Raw genomic sequence first — 19,666 nt, 5'->3', positions numbered from 1 at the left:
AACAGGAGAGACTATGATGGACCCGAACGGGATCGAAGGACTGGACGCGCAATTTGTCGGGCTGGTGTCGCCAACGGCGCCGCGCATTCAGGCGGGCGGGCACCCGTGCCAGGGCATCTATTGGACCGAGGCGGGCAAGCGGCCGAAGGTCGCGATCATCGCGACCCACTATAATGTCGACTTCGCCGAACATTATATCGCGCCCTATTTCGCGCGGCAGGGTTTCGGCTTCCTTGGCTGGAATACGCGTTATCGCGGGGTCGAGGATCAGTTCCTGCTCGAACATGCGGTGCTCGACATCGGCGTTGGGTTGAAGTGGCTGAAAGAAGAGGCCGGGGTCGAGCAGATCGTCATTCTCGGCAATTCGGGCGGCGGATCGCTGATGGGCGCCTATCAGGCCGAAGCGATCGCGCCGACCTTGACCGACCGTTTGCCCTCGGTCGGACAGGATGCGCTGGCGTCGCTGATCAAGGGCGATCTCTACATCAGCTTCAATGCGCATCAGGGGCGCCCTGAAGTGCTCACCGACTGGATGGACGCGTCGGTGATCGACGAAAACGACCCGACGCTGACCGACCCCGAACTCGACCCGTTCAACCCGGACAACGGCCCGCCCTATTCGGACGCTTTCATCGCGAAATATCGCGCCGCGCAGCGCGCGCGCAACCAGCGCATCACCGACTGGGCAAAGGCCGAGCTGAAACGGCTGAACGATGCCGGTATTCCCGATCGCATCTTCCCGATGTTCCGGTGCTGGGGCGATATCCGCTGCGTCGATCCCGCGATCGACCCGTCGGACCGCAAGCCCAACTGGTGCTATCGCGGCGACCCCGCGATCGCGAACCGCACGCCGAGCATCGGGCGCGCGAACACGATCAAGACGTGGCTCAACATGTGGAGCCTCGAAACCTCGCCGTGTCAGGGGCAGCGGCACCTCGCCAAGCACGACACGCCCGCGCTCGTCGTACAGGGCACCGCCGACACCGGCGTATTCCCGAGCGACGCGCGCAAGATCTTCGATTTCCTCGGCTCGACCGACAAGAAGCTCGAATTGATCCCCGGCGCGCATTACTTCGAGGACTCGATCGAAGAACGGCAGAACGCCGCCGACCTCGTCGGCGCGTGGATCCGGGAGAAGCTGTGACGTGACGGCCGACGCCGACATCATCGAAGGATTGCGCGGCGCCGGGCTGGTGGGCGAGGACGATGTCGTCCTCGAACCGCTGACCGGCGGCGTGTCGTGCGACGTATGGAAGGTCGAGACACCGTCGGGCCCGATCGTCGTCAAACGTCCGCTCGAACAGCTTCGCGTCGCCGCCGAATGGCACGCGCCGATCGAACGCGGCCAGAGCGAAGTGCGCTGGCTGCGGCGCGCGCGCGGGGTAGATGCGCATATGGCACCTGAGGTGCTCGCCGAACTGCCCGGCTATGGCTTCGCGATGCGTTTCCTCCCCGATTGCCCGGTGTGGAAGGACGAGCTGATGGCCGGGCGGGTCGATGTTGATTTCGCCGCCGCTGTGGGCCGGGGGGTTGCGGCTGTCCACGCCGCGACAGCGAACAATTCGGCCGACCGCGATGCCTTTCCGAACGACGCGATGTTCCGCGCGCTGCGCGTCGATCCCTTCCTGATCTACGTCGCCGAGCATGACGCCGAGTTGGCGCCGGTCTTGCGCGCGCTTGCCGACGACCTATCGTCGCGCAAGATCGCGCTCGTCCACGGTGACGTCAGCCCCAAGAATATCCTCGTCAGCAGCGACGGTCCGGTGTTTCTCGATGCCGAATGCGCCGTTTATGGCGACCCGGCGTTCGACGTCGCCTTCTGCACGACGCATCTGCTGCTGAAGGCTGTGTGGTCGGGCGATGCCCGGCTGAACGAAGCCGCTGCGGCGCTCGTTGCGGCGTATCGCTCGGCGGTCGATTGGGAGGATGTCGATGGCCTGCTGCTCCGCGCGGGCAAGCTCACCGCGGCGCTGCTTCTCGCGCGCGTCGAGGGCAAGTCGCCCGCACCATATCTCACCGACCCCGAACACAAGCGCATCGTGCGCGATCAGGCACGGACACTCATTGTCGCGCCGTCGCCGATCGACGTGCTCGTCGCCAACTGGAAAAGGAACCTTGTATGACTTCGCGTATCGCCTCTGTCACCGGCCGCCAGATCTGGGATTCGCGCGGTCGGCCCACCGTTGAGGCCGAGGTCGTGCTGGAATCGGGTGCGGTCGGCCGGGCGATCGCCCCCGCGGGTGCCTCGCGCGGCGCGCATGAAGCGATCGACCTGCGCGACGGCGGTGCAGCGTTCGGCGGCTTTGGCGTCAATCGCGCGGTAGCGGGAATCGGATCGGAGATTGCGGGCGCGATCACGGGCATGGATGCGCGCGATCAGGCCGCCATCGATACGGCGCTCTGCGCGCTCGACAATACGCCCAACAAGGCGCGGCTTGGCGCGAATGCTGTCGTCGCGGTGTCAATGGCAGTGCTCCACGCCGCCGCGGCGGATGCGCGCGAACCACTGTGGCGCTATCTCGCGGGCGGGCAAAAGGTGCGCGTGCCGCTCCCCGAAATCCAGATTTTCGGCGGCGGAGCGCATGCGGGGCGGCGCACCGACGTGCAGGATTTCATGGTGATGTGCCCGAAGGCGGGCAGCTTCCGCCGCGCGCTCGAAATCACCGACGATGTCTATCGCGCCGCGGGCAAGTTGATGGAGGCCAAGGGCCCGCTCTCGGGGGTTGCCGACGAGGGCGGCTGGTGGCCGAATTTCGCGTCGAACGAGGATGCGCTGGGCACGCTGACCAAGGCGATCGAGGCGAGCGGCCACCGCGCAGGCGAGGATGTGTTCATCTCGCTCGACATCGCGGCGAATGAATTGGGCGATGCCGACGGCTATAATCTCGCGCTCGACGACGGACGCTTGTCGGGCGAGGCGATGGCGGCGCGCATTATCGACTGGGCGAAGCGCTATCCGATCCTGTCGATCGAGGATCCGGCGGGGCAGGACGACTGGACGACGATGGCGGCGGTCACCGCTGCGATCGGCGACAAGGTGCAGATCATCGGCGACGATGTGCTCGTCACCAACGCCGCGCGTGTCGAACGCGCGGGCGATGCGGCGGTGTGCAACGCCGCGCTGATCAAGGTCAATCAGGTCGGCACGGTCACCGAGGCGAAGGCGGCGCTCGACGCCGCGACCCGGCGCGGTTGGGGCGCGATCGTCTCGGCGCGATCGGGCGAGAGCGAGGACGTCACCATCGCGCATCTCGCGACCGGCTGGGACGCCGGGCAATTGAAGGTCGGCAGCTTCACGCGCTCCGAGCGCATGGCGAAGTGGAACGAGATGTTGCGGATCGAGGAAGCGATGGGCGGCGACGCGGTGTTTGCGGGCTTTTCGGCTTTTGCGGGGGCGATCGGCCGGGTGGCGGCATGATCGTCCTCCACGCCCGGCCGAGCCCGGGATTCCGTGAGGCCGTCGATGCGATCTTCGGCCCCGGCGGCGTCGTGCATGTCGATGAGGCGGCGCCGCTCGACGCGGTGGCGCCGGAAATCACCGCGCTGCTCCACGTCCTGACGCCCGTAACCCCGGAATTCATCGCCTCGGCGCCGAACCTGAAACTGATCCAGAAACTTGGCGTCGGGGTCAACACGATCGCGCTCGACGCGGCGCGCAGTCATGGCGTCGCGGTGTGCAACATGCCCGGCACCAACAGTCAGGCGGTCGCCGAAATGGCGCTGTCGTTGATGATGGCGGTGCTGCGTCGCACCTGCTTTTTCGATGCGCGCACGCGCGCGGGCGAGGGGTGGACGGCCGACCTGTCCGAACTCGACAGCGTGGGGGAGGTTGCGGGCCGGACAGTCGGGCTGGTGGGTTTCGGCCATTCGGCGCAGCTGCTCGCGCCGGTCTTGGCGGCGCTTGGGGCGAAGGTCGTCTACACCGCGCGCAATCGCCGTGACTGCCCATATGAATATCGTTCTTTCAATGACTTGATCGCCGAAGCCGATATCGTTTCGCTGCACATGCCGCTCACAGACGAGACCCGCGCGAGCGTCGATCCGTTCGCGATGAAGAAGGGCGCGGTGCTTGTGAACACCGCGCGCGGCGAGCTGGTCGATCAGGCGCGGCTGGTCGAGGCGCTGACCTCGGGCCATCTGCGCGGCGCGGGCCTCGATGTTTTCGCCGAAGAACCCCTGCCGCGCGGCAATCCGCTGCTCGGTTTGCCGGGCGTCGTGCTCGCGCCGCATATCGCATGGCTGACGCCCGAAACGCTTGTGCGCAGCCTGACGGTCGCGCACGAAAATTGCCGCCGTCTCGCGGCGGGCGAAACCCTTCTTCATCAGGTGGTCTAATGTCTCTCCCTATTGTTTTGATAACCGGTCAGCTTTTGACCGACGCCGTGTGGCAGCCGTTGCTCGATGCCTGGGGCGATCGCGAGGTGACCGTCGCCGACAACCGCAGCGACGACACGATCGAGGGCTTCGCGCAGCGCCTGCTCGACAATGCGCCGCCGCGGTTCGCGCTGATCGCGCACGCGATGGGCGGCTTCGTCGCTTTTGAGGTGATGCGGCGCGCGCCCGAACGCGTGGCGAAGCTTGCGCTGATCTCGACACTGGCGTCGGCCGACGGCCCGGCGCAGACCGCGCGGCGGCAGGGCTATATCGATCTCGTCGAAAGCGGCCAGTTCGACCAGGTGGTCGAGGAGCGCATCCCGATCCTGTTCCCGGAAGAAAAGCGCAGCGACGCGCGCTTGCTTGGTATCGCGCGGCAGATGGCGGCCGATACCGGCGCCGACACCTTCCTCGCGCAGCAGCGCGCGATCATGGCACGCATCGACAGCCGCCCGCGGCTCGGCGAGATCGCGGTCCCGACCTTGCTGATCTGGGGCGAGAAGGACGGCATCACCAGCCGCGCGCATCATGACGAGATTCTGGGGGCCATCCCGGGGGCGCGGCTCGAAGTTGTGGCAGGGGCAGGGCATTTGCCGACGGTCGAGGCGCCGGAGGTTGTGGTGCCGTTGTTGACCGCGTTCGTGGATCAATAACCTCGTCATTCCCGCGAAAGCGGGAACCCAGTTGCAACGTCGGATCGCTGGGTTCCCGCTTTCGCGGGAATGACGAACGAGTTTTACTTCAACTCCGCCCGCACCAGCGCGGTCCCATCCACCATCGCCTTGAGCTTCGCTTGGCTATGCTCGCGGCTGTGGTATTTCATCCCGCAATCGGGCGCGATCCACAGCCGCTCGGCGTCGACATAGCGCAGCGCCTCGCGGATGCGGCCCGCGACGACCTCGGGCGTTTCGACCTCGGGGATCGACAGGTCGAGCACGCCGTACATGATCGTCTTGGTCGGGAGTTCGGCAAGGATCGCGGGATCGAGCCCGGGCTGCGCCGCCTCGACCGAAATCACGTCGATCGCCGACGCCTCAAGTTCGGCGAGGAAGTCATAGGCCTTGGGCTTCGGCCCCGTCGCGCCCGCGCCATGATGCACCATCGCATAGCCGAAGCAGATGTGGAGCGCGGTCGTGCCGCCGACGCCGTCGAGCGCGCGGTTGATCGCCTCGATCGCATAGCTGTTCGCCTCGGCAGCGCGTGCCTGCAGATAGGGTTCGTCGAGCTGGACGACGTCGACGCCCGCTGCGAACAGATCCTTCACCTCGGCATTGACCGCATCGGCATAGTCCATCGCGAGCGCGCGCGCGTCGGGATAATAGCCGTTCTCGGCCTGCTGCGTCATCGTGAACGGGCCGGGCAGGGTGAGCTTCACCGGCTTGGTCGAATGACGGCGGAGGAAGGCGGCATCCTGCGCCTCGATCGGCGCGACGCGGCGGATGGGGCCCGAGACGAGCGGCACCGGGTTCGCATTGCCGGTGCGGTCGACCGCGGTACCATGCTTTTCGCGGTCGATCCCCGAGAGCGCGGTCGCGAGGCGGTTCGAATAGCTTTCGCGGCGCATTTCGCCGTCGCCGATGATGTCGATGCCGAGCTCTTCCTGATCGCGGATCGCCATCAAGGTGGCGGCTTCCTGCGCGTCGGCGAGCCAGGGTTCGGGGACGCGCCACAACGTCTCGGCGCGCACGCGCGGGGGCAGGCTGGCTTTCAGCCGCTCGCGGTCGATCAGCCAGTCAGGCTGGGGGTAGCTTCCGACGATCGTTGTCGGCAGGATGGGGTGGTCGAACAAAGCCATTCCTCTCATTTTTGGGCTGGCCAAACATTTGCTTAGTATTCTATCTAATTCAAGTCGAAACGACGGTTGGGAGAGCAAAATGATCGATCTGGAGGCCATCCGGACGCTGGCGGATATTCCCGCGGCGCAGGCGCGGGCGCGGGGGCAGGCGACTGCAGTGAAATTCGGGGGGCGCGAGACGAGCTTTGCCGCGCTCGACGCGCGCTCGAACCGCGTCGGACATGCGTTGATCGCGTCGGGTATCGCGCCGGGAGACCGCATCTCGGCGCTGACCAAGAACCATGACAGCTGGTATCCGCTCTTCTTTGGCACCGCGCGTGCGCGCGCCTGTTTCGCGCCGATCAACTGCCGCCTCGCGCCGGCCGAGATCGGCTTCATCCTCGGCGACGCCGCACCGAAACTGCTGTTCGTCGGCGAGGATTTCTTCGACTGCGCGCTCGCTGCGGTTGCCGATCTGGCGTCGCCGCCCAAACTGATCGCGCTTTATGGCGAACACCCCGCGTTCGAGCCGTTTGATGCCTGGCTCGGCGATGCATCCGACGCCCCGCTCGCCGATCCGCCTGAGCTCACCGACGATGTGCTCCAGCTCTATACGAGTGGGACGACCGGCCTGCCGAAGGGTGTCGTGCTCACCAACGCCAACTACCGCACCTTCCTCGAGGCCGCGACCGAGGTCGACGGCTTTGCTTATGGCGAGGACGAGACGGTGATGATCGTCATGCCGCTGTTCCACGTCGCGGGCACGAACGTCAGCTTTTCGGGGCTCGCGCAGGGCGGGCGGCTTGTGCTCGTCAAGGATTTCACGGCGGCCGACGCGGTGCGCATGATGCGCGAGGAAAATGTCGCGCACGCCTTCCTCGCACCCGCGATGATCCAGATGATGCTGCTCCAGCCCGACGCGAACAACGGCGCCTATCCCGCGCTCAAGTCGATCGCCTATGGCGCGTCGCCGATTGCCGAGGATGTATTGCGCCGCGCGCGCGGGACCTTCGGCTGTGACTTCGTGCAATTTTACGGCATGACCGAGTCGGCCGGCGGCGGCTCCTATCTTTCGCCGAGCGCGCACGACCTGCCCGGCAAGCTCACCTCGTGTGGCAAGCCCTGGCCCGGCGCGGCGATGGCGATCCTGGGCGGCGATGGCCGCGAGCTCGGCGAGGGCGAGATCGGCGAGATTGCGATCCGTGGCGGCATCGTGATGAAGGAATATTGGAACCGCGCCGCGGCGACCGAAGAGACGCTCGCGGGCGGCTGGCTCCACACCGGCGACGTCGGCTATCGCGACGCCGATGGCTTCTACTACGTCCATGACCGCATCAAGGACATGATCGTGTCGGGCGGCGAGAATGTCTATCCGGCCGAGGTCGAGAGCGCGATCATGGGCTGTCCGGGGGTCGCCGACGTCGCGGTGATCGGCGTGCCGGACGACAAATGGGGCGAGAGCGTCAAAGCGCTGATCGTGCCCGCGGCGGGCGCGACGCTCGACCCTGCCGATGTCGTTGCCTGGGCGCGCGAACGGATCGCCGCGTATAAAATTCCCAAGAGCGTCGAGTTCATCGAGACCTTGCCGCGCAACCCGTCGGGCAAGGTGCTGCGCCGCGAATTGCGCGCGCCTTATTGGGAAGGGCGTGACAGGGCGGTGGGGTAGCCGGGATGTCGGCTCAGGGTGGTGAACTGCCGCCCCCTTCTTTCGTCATCCCGGACTTGATCCGGAATCCCGCTTTTTGAGGCATCGGCTGGCTTCGACTTCTAGCGGGACCCCGGATCAAGTCCGGGGTGACGATGAAAGAGAGCTCGGCTATTGGTCGCCAACTCGCCAGCCTCCACGCAAAAAAGAACCCGGCCAAAAGGCCGGGTCCAGGAGGAGTTCCCAGTGTACTTTTGGGAATGTCTATTCGGCGGGCACCGGGCTGCGGCCGGTGATGAAGCCTTCGCGCTTCGTGCCGTCGGCCTGCACCGGATCGTGCGCGACGTCGCTTTCGTCGAATTCCTTGGTCCACGCCGCGAACTCGAGGCACACGCCGTCGGGGTCGAAGAAATAGACCGAGCGGACATAGACGTCGTCGTTCATCTCGGGCGATGACTGCGTCGGCGAATTGTCGTGGTTCAGGATCGGGGTCACCTCGACGCCCTTGTCGACCAGCCGCTGGTAATATTCGTCGAACTTGTCGGCACGGACGTTGATCGCGAGATGGTTCATCGATCCGTGCGCCGACATGAAATTGCCCCGTGTCGGCAGCGCCTCGGGCGCCGAAATGCCGGGAACCGCTTCGGGTGCGTTCGGAAACCAGAAGAACGCGAGGCTGTCGCCATTGCCTATGTCGAAGAAGAAATGCTGGCCGCGTCCGCCGGGCAGGTCGAGCGTCTTGACCAGCGGCATGCCGAGCGTGTCGCGGTAGAATTCGACCGTTCTTGCCATATCCTTGCATACGAGCGCGAGGTGATTGACCCCGCAGAATTCGAATTCGCTATTTGATGCAGCCATGATCCGTCTCCTTGTGGTTCAGTTTGCGTTGACGCTGGGGCGGCTTTTCATCCGCTCGTACCAGCGCACGATGTTGGTGAAGGCAGGGTCGATCGGCTGACCGACGGTCGTGCCGAAATCGAGGAAGGCGAAGAGCATGATGTCGGCGAGGCTGAGCGCGTTGCCCGCGATGAATTCGCGCCCGGCGATCTGGGCGTCGAGCCATTCGATCCCGTCCTGCGCGGTCGCCTTCAATCCCTCCGCAGCCTCGGGCAAGCAGCGCAACCGCGACTCGAACAAGGTCAGGCCCTCGGCAAAGCGGAAGCCGTTGGTCAGCGGCTCGCAAATCTTGAGGTCGACGCGGCGCGTCCACATGCGCGTCGTGGCGCGCTCTTCGGGCGTCGATCCGATCAGCGTCGGCTCGGGAAAACGCTCGTCGAGATATTCGCAGATCGTGGTGACTTCGCAGACGAAGCTGCCGTCGTCGAGTTCGAGCGCGGGGGTCTGTCCGGCGGGGTTCACATCGACATTATATGGCGCGCGCCGGTTCTCGCCGCCGCGCAGGTCGACGCTGACCTCGGCGATCTCGATACCCTTTTCAGCCATGAAAAGCTTCACGACGCGCGGGTTGGGGCCAACGCTGTTATAGAATTTCATCTTACCCTCTCCCCGTCTCTTTATCATCTTGCGGGTTAACCGTCAACTTAGTTGACGGTTAACCCGGGGCGCGGCCAGCGGACACGATACAGCGTCCCCGTCGTCGACGCCGTAATATAAGCATCGCGCCGATCGGCACCGCCGAACGCGATATTGGTGATCCCGACATCGTGCCGACGCAGATACGCCCGCTCTCCTCGATCGCCATGCTGTCGAGCAGACGAAAGGCCGGCGGGGTGCCGACGAACCGGCCAGGTGCCCACGGTGGTGGCGGCGCGAGTTCGCCGGGCGCCGCGATGTCCATCGCCCAGACACGCGCGGTCATCGTCTCGCTGACGTAGAGCGTCTTGCCGTCGGGGGAGAGGCCGATGCCGTTCGGCCCCATCATGTCGGCGCGTTGGCGGCTGATCTTCGATCCGTCGGCGGCGGCGTAGTAGATCGCGCCATGGTCGCGGCCGGTGTCGCGCACCTGGCCATGATCGGTGAACCAGAACCCCCCCTCCTCGTCGAAGACGATATCGTTCGGCCCCTTGAGCCGCTCGCCCTCGAAGCTGTCGTAAAGCGTCGTCACTGCGCCGGTGGTCAGGTCGACGCGCTGGATCGACCCGCACGCCTCGGCATGCGCGGCGTGACCGGGGAACAGCAGGCCGCCCGCCTCGATCCATTCGAAGCCGCCATTGTTGCACACATAGGCCGCGCCGTCGGGCCCGATCGCGAGGCCGTTCGGACCGCCGTCAAGTTCGGCAACAACCGACAGGCTGCCATCGGGCAGGACGCGCGTCAGCGTGCCGCGCGCGATCTCGACGAGCAGCACCGAGCCGCCGGCCATCGGCACCGGGCCTTCGGGAAAGCGCAGCCCGGTCGCGACGACTTGAGGCGGGCCGTAACCACTCATCCGTTGGCTGGGCGCGGGGCGCTGAGAAAGTCGGCGGCGTTGAAGCCTTCGGGCGCCGCGACCTCGACGATCGGGTCCTCGCGCGCGTCATATTCCATGCGCAGCGCGCGGGTGATCACCGCATGCATGTCATAGAGGCAGGTGATGTAGGTGAACTCGAAAATCTGCTCGTCGTTCCAGAAGGTCTTGAGCTTGTCGAAGACTTCTAGCGGCACCCGTCCACTCGCTTGTGCAAGGCAGTCGGCATAGGCGAGCACGGTGCGCTCCTGCTCGTCATAGCAATCGGCAACCTGCCAGTGCGCGATGGCGGCAATCTTCTCCTCGCTGACGCCAAGACCGCGGAGCGACTTGCAATGCTGCGAGAAGACGAACTGGCTTCCCTTGACCCAGCCCGCGCGCGTCTGCCCGAGCTCGCGCAGCACCGGATCGATCGTGCGCGCCGGGTTGCGATAGACGGCGAAACCCTTGACCGCATGTTCGAAGATATCGGGCGACAGCGCGAAGACCGTCCACCAGTCGCCGGGCGTGCCGGTCGCGGTGCCGGGCTCGGCAACAGGGTCGCGCTCGCCGAACAGGCGGTTGTAATAGGCGAGGACGGTCTCGTCGGTGACTTCCGACCGGGGAACCTGACGCAGGACGGGCATGGGGAGTCTCCTCAGGCGTTCGCGAATTTGCGGAATTCGACAACATGCGCGCTGTCGAAATATTCGTCGAGGCGCGTGATCTTGCCACCCTCGACCTGGCAGATGATCGCGCAGGGCAGGCGGACCGCGCCATCGTCGTGGACGCGCTTGCCCTTCAGCACATGCTGCTGGACGAAGCCGCCGGGGAAGGTGGTCAGCCGGCGCTCGGCATATTCGCGGTCCTTGATCCGTGCGACCATGCCGGTCAGTGTCTGCGCGGTCTGCGCCGGGGTGACGATCAGCTCGTCGGTGTTGTGCCAGATTTCGGCGTCAGGCGTGAAGCTGTTCTGCATCGTCTCGATGTCGCCCGCCTCGATCGCGTCGAAAAAGCGCTGCGCCATTGCGCGAATATCGTTCTCTTCGGCCATGTCTCTCTCCTTATGCTTTGGCGCCGAACATGCGGCCGCCGTTTGCGGCGATCAGCCCGTCGATATCGTCACCCCGGTACGCCGGATCGGCCGAGGAGCCGAAGGACGCCAGCATATCCTGCGTCACCAGCTCGGCCATCGCCTTCCATTCGGGGTGGGTGAAGATCCAATAGTCGCCGGCTTCGATCGCGTCGACGACGCGCGCGCCGATCTTTTCGGGCGACATGCCGCCCGCGAGCACGCCCTGCATCGCCTGGCTCGTCGCCGCAGCCTTGCCGACCTCGACCTCGACGGGGCGCAGGTCGCGCGTCGTCTCGACAATCCGCGTCGCCGACATGCCGGGCATCAACACCGAGATATCGACGCAGGTTTCGGCGAGTTCGTTGCGCAGCGCCATCGCGATGCCGAGCGTGGCATATTTGGAGCTGATGTACGCAACCGAGATCGGCGGCGGCACGATCGCGACCATCGATGCGGTGAGGATGAGGTGGCTCGGCTCACCCGACGCCTTCATGTCGCCGAGGAAGGTGCGGCAAGCATAAAGATGCGCGTGCGCGTTGACCGCATAGTTCCAGCGCCAGACGTCGGTGTCATATTGCTCGAACGGCCCCGATCCGCCGCCGACCCCGGCGTTGCTGAACAGGATGCGCACCGGGCCGAATTCACGCGCCTGTTCGCCCGCGGCCGCCCAGCTGTCCTCGCTGGTGACGTCGAGCTGGAGGCCGAGGGCGTTCGCGCCTTCGGCGCGCAGGGTTTCGGCCGCACCATCGGCGCCCGCGCCGTCGATATCGGCGAGGATGACCGGCGCGCCTTTGGCCGCCAGCGCCCTGGCGGTGGCAAGCCCAATTCCGCTCGCGCCGCCGGTGATGAAGGCGGTCTTCCCCGCGACATCGGTCATTCGGCGAAATCCTTCTCGAGATAACGCGTCATGCGGAACTGCGCGATCCCCGCCGCGGCGGCGAAGGGCATCAGCGCCATCAACGCCCATCTGAGGCTGCCGTCGCCAAAATCGGGTTTCAGGCTATCGCTGACGATCCCGGCGAACAGCGGACCGAGCCCGAGGCCGATGATGTTGAACATCAGCATCAGCACCGCGGCGGCGGTCGCGCGGCTGCGCGGCGGCGTGAGATTCTGCACCAGCGCGAGCGCGGGCGCGACATAGGCGGTGCACGCCGCCATCGGGATCAGCATCAGCGCGAGCGAGAGCTGCCAGCTGTCGACGAGCAGCGCGGCAATGAAGGTCGGGATCAACACGGCGGTCGCGCGCGCCGGAATGGTGCCATAGGCGCGCGCGGACACCTTCGCGCGGTGACTGACCAGCCAGCCGCCACCGAGGATGCCGATGCCGAAGGTGATGCCCGCCGCCGGGCCGAAATAGGTCGCCATGGCATCGAGCGGCATTTTCTGCGTCCGCATCAGGAAGGCCGGAATCCAGTTGAGCATGCCATAGCTGGTAAAGGCGGCGAGGCCGCTCCCGATCATCACCATACGGAGCGACGGGCGGCGCCAGAACATCGCAAGGCTCTGCGAAAAAGGCAGGGCTTCGTCGGCCGCCTTTTGCACGTCCATCTGTCCGCGCGCGGGTTCGCGGACAAGCCAGATCAGGATCGGCGCGACAATGACGCCGACGATGCCGATCAGGATGAAGGCGTTGCGCCATCCGATGTTCGCGGCAGCCCAGGCACCGAAGGTCGCGCCCACAAAGACGCCGAACGGGCCGTTGAGCGTAAAGATACCGATCGCGAGCGGGCGCTGCGCCGGCGGATAATAGTCGGCGATGACCGACAGCGACGGCGCGGTGCCGCCCGCTTCGCCCGCACCGACGCCGAAGCGCATCAGTGCGAGCTGCCAGAAATTCGATGCAAAGCCGCACGCGGCGGTGAACCCGCTCCACACGACGCACGCAATGCCGATCAGCTTCACGCGGTTCCAGCGGTCGGCGATCATCGCGACGGGCACCCCCATCGCGGCATAGAAGAGCGCGAAGGCAAGGCCGGTGAGCAGACCGAACTGCGTGTCGCTGAAATCCATTTCGGCGCGGATCGGTTCGACGAGCACCGACAGAAGCTGCCGGTCGACGAAGTTGATCGTGCCGACCACGAACAGCATGGCTAGCGCGACGTTGCGGCGCACGGCAAGGCCGCGGTCGGGCGCTATGGCGCCTCCATCGAGGGCAGTCGCCTCTGTCATCACACTCTCCAAAAACGCACGAGTCTTCTCGTTCCAAAAATACTTAGGTATTTAAGTTTATCTGTCAACGTGCTTTACGGTAACGACAAGATCGACGGGAGAGAAGAGATGGATATCAACGGCAAAACCGCCATTGTGACGGGCTCGGCGGGCGGAATCGGCCGCGCGACCGCGGTGATGCTGGCCAGCCGCGGCGCGGCGGAGATCGCGCTGGTCGATGTCAACGAAGCGGGGCTCGCCGAGACCGCGCGGCTGGTCGAGGCGGCGGGGGCGCGGGCGAGCACCCACGCACTCGACCTGTCGGACATTCCCGCGACCGAAGCCTGGTTCCGTGCGCATGGCGACGTCGACATTCTGCACAACAATGCCGGGGTGGTATCGGGCCTGCCGCAATTTCCCGACGTCGATGCCGCGCGCATCCGCTGGATCATCGACGTCAACATCACCTCGCTCGTCGCGGCGACGCAGATTGCGGTGCAGGCGATGCGCCAGCGCGGCGGCGGGGTGATCGTCAACACCGTGTCGACGGTGGCGCTTGGCACCGGATTCTATGACGCGATGTATGCGACGACCAAGGCGGCGGTGATGATGTTCACGCGCTGCTGCGCGCCGTTGAAGGACGAATGCAATGTCCGCGTCGCGGGCATGTTGCCGGGGCTGGTCGATACGCCGATCCTCGACACTACGGGGGCGGGCGGCAAGTCCGAATGGATGAAGGCGGTGCTCGCGAATAACGAGGCGTGCCGGCCCGAGGATATCGCGGGCGGCGTCATGGCGCTGATCAAGGACGACAGCCTTGCCGGCGGTGATTGGGTCGCGGTGCGGCGGCTCGGCGGCAAGGTCGAATATCAGTGGGGGCATGCCGACACCGTATAACCACCCTTCGTCATTCCCGCGAAAGCGGGAATGACGAAATTTGAGATGACTAGCGCGCCGGCGCTTCCAGCATATTCTTCCCAAACAAATTCGACCACTGTTCCTCGGTCAGCACCGGGCGCGCGCTCGACAGGTTCGCGGCATTCTTGACGTCGGTCCCCGCGATGACCGCGGGCCGCTCGCCGATGCGGGCGAACCAGTCGGCGACCGCGGGATAATCGTCGAGCGTCAGCCCGATCGCCCGGATCGCGCGCGTCCACGGCCAGGCGGCAATGTCGGCGATCGAATATTCCTCGGCGAGATAGTCGGCCTCGCTCAGCCGGCCGTTGAGGACGTGGAGCAGGCGCAGCGTTTCGTTGCGATAGCGTTCGACCGGATAGGTCTGTCCTTCGGGCGCATAGCGGATGAAATGATGCGCCTGTCCCTGCATCGGGCCGAAGCTTGCCATTTGCCACATCAACCATTGCTGCGCCTGCGATCGGCGGCGCGGGCTTTCGGGAAGCAATTGCCCGCTCTTTTCGGCGAGATACAGCAGGATCGCGCCGCTCTCGAACACCGGCAAAGGCGCCCCGCCGCCGATGGGCTCGTGGTCGACGATCGCGGGCAGGCGGCCGTTGGGATTGATGCGCCGATATTCGGGGGTGAGATGATCACCCTCGAGCATGTTCATCGCGAGCAGTTGGTGCGGCAGCCCGACCTCTTCGAGCATGATCGACACTTTATGGCCGTTCGGCGTGGGCGTGAAATAGACGTCGATCATCGCGCGGTTCACCCCTTCACACAGGTCACGACCGCGATCGCCGCTTCCCTGTCGAGGAAAGCTTCGATCGCGGCCGATCCCTGGGACATCATATTCGAACCTAGAACTTGATCCCGGCCTCGACCGAAATGTTGCGCGTGGGTTCGAGATAGAGGATCGCGCGCGGCGCCGCGGTGATCGGTGACGGCAGGTTGAATGCGCTGCCGACCGTCTTTTCGTTGGTCAGATTCTTGCCGACGAGCGCGACGTGCCAGCGGTCGTCCTGGTCGGCGAGCTGGACGCGAAGGTCGAGCTTCACATAGCCGTTCTGGACGCCGAAGATCGGGCTCTGGTTGTCCGAGTTGAAATATTTCGACCGCGCCGACGCGACGCCGGTGACATCGAACTTCAGATCGCTCGACAGGTCGAACCGCGCGTGTGCCGTCACGCTTCCCGTATATTTCGACGAATAGGCAACAGGGTAACCGGCCAGGTTATTGTTCGCGACGTGGTTCGGTTGCGTCCGATCGGTCTGTGCGGGATTGCAAACCGACAACGGCTGGCTGGCGAGGCAAGCCGCGCCGGGATAGTTGTCATATTTGATATCGGAATAGGCGGCCGACGCGCTGATGTCGAAATTGGGGGTCGGAAAGATGCTGAGCGATCCTTCGAGGCCCTTCGACGTTGCCGCGGCGGCATTGCCGGTCAGATAGCTCGAGATTGCGGGCTGATACACCGAAACCTGAAGGTCCTTGAACTTGGTGTGATAGGCCGAGAGGTTAGCGACGACCTTGCCGTCGAACAGTGTCGACTTGATGCCCGCCTCGAAATTCTCCGACTGTTCGGGCTCGAAGGTGAAGGTCGCGCTCGTCGTACCGAGCGTATTCGACACGAAGCCGCCCGACTTCGAACCGCGGCCCCAGGTGCCGTAGACCATGATGCGCGGCGCAATATCATATTGCAGCGTCACCGACGGGTCGACATTGCCTTCGCTGATCGAACCCGTGGCGCTCGAGATCGGGCGCAGCGCGAAGGGGCCATAGACGAGCCGCGAGGCGAAATCGCCGTCCTTCTTGGTGTGGCTGTAACGCAGGCTGCCGATCGCGCGGAACGCATCGCTGATGTTAAATGTCGCCTGGCCAAAGACCGACCAGGATTCGGCTTTCTGCCGGAAGAGGCTGTCGATGCGGCCGAAATAGTTGAGCGCCGCGATGTTGAAGCCCTGAAATTGCTCCAGCGTGTAATCGGACTTGTCGTAATAGGCGCCCGCGATGAATTCGAAGGTCTTGCCCGTCGGCGACAGGATGCGGATTTCCTGCGAAATCTGGTCGAAGCGTTCGGGGAAGGCATTGTACACCGAATTGGGAACAATGGCGCCGCCGCTGTTCGGGATCGTCTGGTCGAAGCCGTTGACGATCTTTGACTTGAACCAGCTGTAGCCGGTGACCGAAGTCAGCGTGAAGTCGCCGAGCGCGAGGTTGCCGACGCCCGAGATCATCACCGACTTGTTGTTGTTCCCCTCGTCGCCGAGTGCCGAGCGATCGAGGTAACGCGTGGTCTGCGGATCCTGGCCGCTGGTCAGGGGGCTCGACACGGTGATGCCGCCGATGACTTCGCGGTTTCCGTACTCGACCTTCGCGGTGTAATCGAAATTGTTCGACGGTTCCCACTTCACGGTCAGGCGCAGCAGCTGCGACTTGATTTCGGGATCGTCGTGATCGGTCGCGCGGTTATAGATATAGCCGTCCTGGTTGACGATCTTGTACGCGAAGCGCGCGCCGAGCGTGTCGCTGATCGGCCCCGACAGATAGCCCGAGAAATCGGTGCCCTTGTGGTCGAAGTTGTAAAGGCCGGTGATTGCGCCTTCGAAATCCTTCGTCGGACCCGCCGACACGACGCTGACCGCACCCGCGGCGGTGTTCTTGCCGAACAAGGCGCCCTGCGGCCCGCGCAGCACCTCGACGCGCGCGAGGTCGAAGAAGGGCGCCTGCGCCTGCCGGTTGCGGCCGGCATAGATGCCGTCGACATAGAGCGAGACCGATTGGTCGAACGCGAAGTTCGCCGGCGGCGAACCGAAGCCGCGGATATAGATGACGTCGTTGCCCGCGGTCGACTGAACGAAGACGTTCGGCGTGTAGTTCATCACCGCCTTGATATCGCTGGTGTTGAACTCGGCGAGCTTGGCGCCGCTGACGACTTCCATCGAAATCGGCACGTTTTGCAGATTCTGTTCGCGCTTTTGGGCGGTGACGATGATTTCGTTTGCATTGCTGTCGTCGACGTCCGCCGTGTCGGCGGGGGCTGCCTGCGCCATCGCCGGTGCGGCATTGGCTAGCATCGCGATCGCCGCCACGCCGGACAGCAGGAACTGGTTATGCGCCTTCATCTTCACCCTCCCATAGAGCTTATCGTCGCGGTCCCGGAAAGCCTTCCGATCCGTCAATCTGATTGACCCTTAGTATACTAATGGTTTTATGCTTGTCCATAGGCAGGAAGAGGATTCGCATTATGAACGAAGAAAATACGCAGACCGCCCCGATCGCACTCGCTACGCGCCATCTGTGCACCGTCGAGTTCGAGGTGGGGGGCGGGATCATCGGCATCGGCGCGTCGCCGTTCGGCGACCAACGGCTCGGCTATATCAGCGGCGGCCGATTTTTCGGTCCGCGTATCAATGGTATAGTTTTACCCGGCGGCGGGAACTGGTCGCGCAGCGGGCGGCTTGGCGACGATGCTTCGGTCGGTACCTTCGATGCCCGCGCGGTGTGGCAGACCGATGACGGTGAGCTCATTTACCTCAGCTACACGGGGCGCAACATCATTCCCGACGATGTGCGCGCGACCTTCATCGATCCCGCCGTCCCCGACGCCGACCCGTCGCGATACTATCTGCGAATCGCGCCGGTGTTCGAAACCGCGCGCGCCAAATATGGCTGGCTGAACGGCGTGCTCGCGGTCGGCGTCGGCGAACGCACCGATTTCGGGGTGCGCCATGTCATCTACGAGATACTCTGAAATGATCGACCTCCATTATTCGGCGACCCCGAACGGGCAGAAGATCGCGATCATGCTCGAGGAAATCGGCGAACCCTACCGCGTCATTCCCTATGACATTTTCGACGGCGACCAGCTGACCGCCGAGTTCGGGCGCATCAACCCGAACCACAAATTGCCCGCGATCGTCGATCAGGATCCGGCAGGCGGAGGCGACCCGATCACCGTGTTCGAGTCGGGCGCGATCCTGCAATATCTCGCCGAGAAGAGCGGGCGCTTCCTGCCCGCGTCGGGCGCGGCGCGCGCGGCAACCCTGTCATGGCTGACCTGGCAGGTCGCGGGCCTCGGACCGATCGGCGGGCAGGCGAGTCATTTCCTGCGCTATGCGCCCGCGGGGCAGGACTATGCGGTCGAACGCTACACAAAGGAAGTGAAGCGCCTCCTCACCGTGCTCGAAAAGCGGCTGGAGAAAAGCGCCTATGTCGCGGGTGACGATTATACGATCGCCGACATGGCGATCTGGCCGGGTCGCGCGTCGGCTTTTGTCATGGGCATGGACCTCGACGAATGGCCCGCGATGCATGGCTGGTTCGAACGGATCCGCGAACGCCCGGCGGTGGCGCGTGCGATGGCGCGCGAGGATCTGAAAGCGCCGGCCAAATATGTCGGCCGCCACCAAAAGCTCGACGACAAGGAATGGTCGAACATGTTCGGCGACGCGAACCATTCGGCGGTGAAGGGGGATTGAAGTCGAGGGATCGGCCAAGTGTCTGCTTTCGACCGCTAGTTGCCGCTCCACCTCTTACTTCGTCATCCCCGCGAAAGCGGGGACCCAGGGCTAGGCCAGCCGACGGACGCTCTGGGTCCCCGCTTTCGCGGGGATGACGAAAATGGGATGGCAACTTCCCACCCCAAGCGGGCAGTCCGCTTCAGCGCTTGGCGTGCTGGCGGTCGCCCCACAGGATCGCACGGTGCTCGTCGGTGAAGCCCGTCAGCCCGCCCTCGATCGTCTCGGCACGCGCGACGCCGACCGTCATCCCCTCGGCGACCGCGGGGCGTTCGAGCATCGCGGCGCCCCAGCGGTCGACGTTCGGAAAACGCCCGGCTTTTTCGATCAGCTGACGGCGCAGATAGGGTAGCGTTGCCATATCGGCGATCGTATAATCCTCGCCCGCGAGCCACTCGGTCTCGCCGAGACGCTTGTCGATCACCATCATCAGCCGGTCGACCTCGCGGCTGTAGCGCGCGATGGCATATTCGTGTCGATCCCTGGCGTAGTGCGTGAAATGCGCTTCCTGCCCGAACATCGGGCCGACCCCCGACACCTGGAACATCAGCCATTGCCAGCAGATCGCGCGCCCCGCCGGGTCGGTCGGCATGAAACGCCCGGTCTTTTCGGCGAGATAGAGCAGGATCGCGCCGGTTTCCCACAACACAAACCGCGCGCCGCCGGGCCCTTCGTCATCGACGATCACCGGGGTCTTGTTGTTCGGATTGAGCGCGAGGAACTCGGGCGTCAGCTGATCGCCCGCGAGGATGTCGATATAGTCGAGCCGCCATTCGAGCCTCATTTCCAAGAGCGCAATCGCGATCTTGCGCGCGTTGGGGGTGGGGCCGCCATATAGGGTGATCAT

Annotated in this window: 20 protein-coding genes; 9 read left to right on the top strand and 11 right to left on the bottom strand. The window is 64.8% G+C overall.

The annotated features are described in order from the left end of the window. Positions 1–13 precede the first annotated feature (13 nt). Genes ACTJI5_RS16620 through ACTJI5_RS16600 form a run of 5 tightly spaced genes read left to right on the top strand, consistent with a single transcriptional unit; the run spans position 14 to position 5,027 of the window. A complete protein-coding gene (locus ACTJI5_RS16620) occupies positions 14–1,144 on the top strand; it encodes an alpha/beta hydrolase (protein ID WP_440861094.1) in 1,131 nt (376 codons plus the stop codon). Between the two features lies 1 nt (position 1,145). Beyond that, a complete protein-coding gene (locus ACTJI5_RS16615; RefSeq protein WP_440861093.1) occupies positions 1,146–2,123 on the top strand; it encodes a phosphotransferase family protein in 978 nt (325 codons plus the stop codon). Next, a complete protein-coding gene (gene eno / locus ACTJI5_RS16610; protein WP_440861092.1) occupies positions 2,120–3,418 on the top strand; it encodes a phosphopyruvate hydratase in 1,299 nt (432 codons plus the stop codon). Before ACTJI5_RS16615 ends, eno begins: the two co-directional genes overlap by 4 nt. Beyond that, positions 3,415–4,335: an NAD(P)-dependent oxidoreductase gene (locus tag ACTJI5_RS16605; RefSeq protein ID WP_440861091.1), complete on the top strand. Its 921-nt coding sequence runs from the start codon at positions 3,415–3,417 to the stop codon at positions 4,333–4,335. Before eno ends, ACTJI5_RS16605 begins: the two co-directional genes overlap by 4 nt. A gap of 35 nt (positions 4,336–4,370) precedes the next feature. Next, on the top strand, positions 4,371–5,027 hold the full coding sequence (locus ACTJI5_RS16600) for an alpha/beta fold hydrolase (RefSeq protein WP_058539413.1): 657 nt from the start codon (positions 4,371–4,373) through the stop codon (positions 5,025–5,027). A gap of 83 nt (positions 5,028–5,110) precedes the next feature. Here ACTJI5_RS16600 and ACTJI5_RS16595 read toward each other — a convergent pair whose 3' ends face one another. Further along, positions 5,111–6,169, bottom strand: a complete 1,059-nt coding sequence (locus ACTJI5_RS16595) for a 5-methyltetrahydropteroyltriglutamate--homocysteine methyltransferase (protein WP_440861090.1) — start codon at positions 6,167–6,169, stop codon at positions 5,111–5,113. A gap of 79 nt (positions 6,170–6,248) precedes the next feature. On the opposite strand from ACTJI5_RS16595, the gene ACTJI5_RS16590 reads away from it, so the two are divergent. Then, on the top strand, positions 6,249–7,814 hold the full coding sequence (locus tag ACTJI5_RS16590) for a long-chain-fatty-acid--CoA ligase (RefSeq protein ID WP_440861089.1): 1,566 nt from the start codon (positions 6,249–6,251) through the stop codon (positions 7,812–7,814). A 243-nt stretch (positions 7,815–8,057) separates the two neighbouring features. Here the strand turns inward: ACTJI5_RS16590 and ACTJI5_RS16585 are convergent, their stop codons facing one another. The 7 genes from ACTJI5_RS16585 to ACTJI5_RS16555 are packed head-to-tail and all read right to left on the bottom strand — an operon-like array spanning position 8,058 to position 13,423. Beyond that, positions 8,058–8,651, bottom strand: a complete 594-nt coding sequence (locus ACTJI5_RS16585; protein ID WP_440861088.1) for a VOC family protein — start codon at positions 8,649–8,651, stop codon at positions 8,058–8,060. Positions 8,652–8,669: 18 nt separating this feature from the next. After that, positions 8,670–9,287 (bottom strand): glutathione S-transferase family protein, encoded by a 618-nt coding sequence (locus ACTJI5_RS16580; protein ID WP_440861087.1) that lies wholly within the window; start codon positions 9,285–9,287, stop codon positions 8,670–8,672. Positions 9,288–9,345: 58 nt separating this feature from the next. Continuing rightward, positions 9,346–10,182: an SMP-30/gluconolactonase/LRE family protein gene (locus ACTJI5_RS16575; RefSeq protein WP_440861086.1), complete on the bottom strand. Its 837-nt coding sequence runs from the start codon at positions 10,180–10,182 to the stop codon at positions 9,346–9,348. Next, the gene (locus tag ACTJI5_RS16570) at positions 10,179–10,826 is read right to left on the bottom strand and encodes a carboxymuconolactone decarboxylase family protein (RefSeq protein ID WP_439512160.1); all 648 of its coding nucleotides are present in this window, start codon (positions 10,824–10,826) and stop codon (positions 10,179–10,181) included. The genes ACTJI5_RS16575 and ACTJI5_RS16570 overlap by 4 nt, the downstream gene beginning before the upstream one ends. A gap of 11 nt (positions 10,827–10,837) precedes the next feature. Next, the gene (locus ACTJI5_RS16565) at positions 10,838–11,233 is read right to left on the bottom strand and encodes a nuclear transport factor 2 family protein (RefSeq protein ID WP_058539420.1); all 396 of its coding nucleotides are present in this window, start codon (positions 11,231–11,233) and stop codon (positions 10,838–10,840) included. Between the two features lie 10 nt (positions 11,234–11,243). Then, positions 11,244–12,131 (bottom strand): SDR family NAD(P)-dependent oxidoreductase, encoded by an 888-nt coding sequence (locus ACTJI5_RS16560; protein WP_440861085.1) that lies wholly within the window; start codon positions 12,129–12,131, stop codon positions 11,244–11,246. Next, positions 12,128–13,423, bottom strand: a complete 1,296-nt coding sequence (locus ACTJI5_RS16555; RefSeq protein ID WP_440861084.1) for a spinster family MFS transporter — start codon at positions 13,421–13,423, stop codon at positions 12,128–12,130. The genes ACTJI5_RS16560 and ACTJI5_RS16555 overlap by 4 nt, the downstream gene beginning before the upstream one ends. A 108-nt stretch (positions 13,424–13,531) precedes the next feature. On the opposite strand from ACTJI5_RS16555, the gene ACTJI5_RS16550 reads away from it, so the two are divergent. Continuing rightward, positions 13,532–14,299 carry an SDR family NAD(P)-dependent oxidoreductase gene (locus ACTJI5_RS16550; RefSeq protein WP_440861083.1) on the top strand — a complete coding sequence of 256 codons (768 nt, stop codon included), beginning with the start codon at positions 13,532–13,534 and terminating at the stop codon, positions 14,297–14,299. A gap of 49 nt (positions 14,300–14,348) precedes the next feature. On the opposite strand, the gene ACTJI5_RS16545 is transcribed toward ACTJI5_RS16550, so the two are convergent. Together ACTJI5_RS16545 and ACTJI5_RS16540 are read right to left on the bottom strand one after the other, a co-directional pair. Further along, the gene (locus ACTJI5_RS16545) at positions 14,349–15,059 is read right to left on the bottom strand and encodes a glutathione binding-like protein (protein ID WP_440861082.1); all 711 of its coding nucleotides are present in this window, start codon (positions 15,057–15,059) and stop codon (positions 14,349–14,351) included. Between the two features lie 100 nt (positions 15,060–15,159). Then, complete coding sequence (locus ACTJI5_RS16540; protein WP_440861081.1) at positions 15,160–17,424, bottom strand: TonB-dependent receptor; 2,265 nt, start codon at positions 17,422–17,424, stop codon at positions 15,160–15,162. Between the two features lie 122 nt (positions 17,425–17,546). On the opposite strand from ACTJI5_RS16540, the gene ACTJI5_RS16535 reads away from it, so the two are divergent. Continuing rightward, positions 17,547–18,053: a DUF3237 domain-containing protein gene (locus tag ACTJI5_RS16535; protein WP_440861080.1), complete on the top strand. Its 507-nt coding sequence runs from the start codon at positions 17,547–17,549 to the stop codon at positions 18,051–18,053. Position 18,054: 1 nt separating this feature from the next. Further along, entirely contained in the window at positions 18,055–18,780 is a 726-nt protein-coding gene (locus ACTJI5_RS16530; RefSeq protein ID WP_440861079.1) for a glutathione binding-like protein, read from the top strand. Positions 18,781–18,961: 181 nt separating this feature from the next. On the opposite strand, the gene ACTJI5_RS16525 is transcribed toward ACTJI5_RS16530, so the two are convergent. Continuing rightward, positions 18,962–19,666 carry a glutathione S-transferase family protein gene (locus ACTJI5_RS16525; protein WP_440861078.1) on the bottom strand — a complete coding sequence of 235 codons (705 nt, stop codon included), beginning with the start codon at positions 19,664–19,666 and terminating at the stop codon, positions 18,962–18,964.

This window comes from Sphingopyxis sp. 22461 (assembly GCF_052044915.1).
Lineage (GTDB): Bacteria > Pseudomonadota > Alphaproteobacteria > Sphingomonadales > Sphingomonadaceae > Sphingopyxis.
This window is presented reverse-complemented; position numbering and strand designations above follow the sequence as displayed.

Coding starts and splice junctions, on each gene's coding strand:
- ACTJI5_RS16620 (WP_440861094.1), top strand. CDS start 14: ATGATGGACCCGAACGGGATCGAAGGACTGGACGCGCAATTTGTCGGG.
- eno (WP_440861092.1), top strand. CDS start 2,120: ATGACTTCGCGTATCGCCTCTGTCACCGGCCGCCAGATCTGGGATTCG.
- ACTJI5_RS16605 (WP_440861091.1), top strand. CDS start 3,415: ATGATCGTCCTCCACGCCCGGCCGAGCCCGGGATTCCGTGAGGCCGTC.
- ACTJI5_RS16595 (WP_440861090.1), bottom strand. CDS start 6,169: ATGGCTTTGTTCGACCACCCCATCCTGCCGACAACGATCGTCGGAAGC.
- ACTJI5_RS16590 (WP_440861089.1), top strand. CDS start 6,249: ATGATCGATCTGGAGGCCATCCGGACGCTGGCGGATATTCCCGCGGCG.
- ACTJI5_RS16585 (WP_440861088.1), bottom strand. CDS start 8,651: ATGGCTGCATCAAATAGCGAATTCGAATTCTGCGGGGTCAATCACCTC.
- ACTJI5_RS16580 (WP_440861087.1), bottom strand. CDS start 9,287: ATGAAATTCTATAACAGCGTTGGCCCCAACCCGCGCGTCGTGAAGCTT.
- ACTJI5_RS16575 (WP_440861086.1), bottom strand. CDS start 10,182: ATGAGTGGTTACGGCCCGCCTCAAGTCGTCGCGACCGGGCTGCGCTTT.
- ACTJI5_RS16570 (WP_439512160.1), bottom strand. CDS start 10,826: ATGCCCGTCCTGCGTCAGGTTCCCCGGTCGGAAGTCACCGACGAGACC.
- ACTJI5_RS16565 (WP_058539420.1), bottom strand. CDS start 11,233: ATGGCCGAAGAGAACGATATTCGCGCAATGGCGCAGCGCTTTTTCGAC.
- ACTJI5_RS16560 (WP_440861085.1), bottom strand. CDS start 12,131: ATGACCGATGTCGCGGGGAAGACCGCCTTCATCACCGGCGGCGCGAGC.
- ACTJI5_RS16555 (WP_440861084.1), bottom strand. CDS start 13,423: ATGACAGAGGCGACTGCCCTCGATGGAGGCGCCATAGCGCCCGACCGC.
- ACTJI5_RS16550 (WP_440861083.1), top strand. CDS start 13,532: ATGGATATCAACGGCAAAACCGCCATTGTGACGGGCTCGGCGGGCGGA.
- ACTJI5_RS16545 (WP_440861082.1), bottom strand. CDS start 15,059: ATGATCGACGTCTATTTCACGCCCACGCCGAACGGCCATAAAGTGTCG.
- ACTJI5_RS16540 (WP_440861081.1), bottom strand. CDS start 17,424: ATGAAGGCGCATAACCAGTTCCTGCTGTCCGGCGTGGCGGCGATCGCG.
- ACTJI5_RS16535 (WP_440861080.1), top strand. CDS start 17,547: ATGAACGAAGAAAATACGCAGACCGCCCCGATCGCACTCGCTACGCGC.
- ACTJI5_RS16530 (WP_440861079.1), top strand. CDS start 18,055: ATGATCGACCTCCATTATTCGGCGACCCCGAACGGGCAGAAGATCGCG.
- ACTJI5_RS16525 (WP_440861078.1), bottom strand. CDS start 19,666: ATGATCACCCTATATGGCGGCCCCACCCCCAACGCGCGCAAGATCGCG.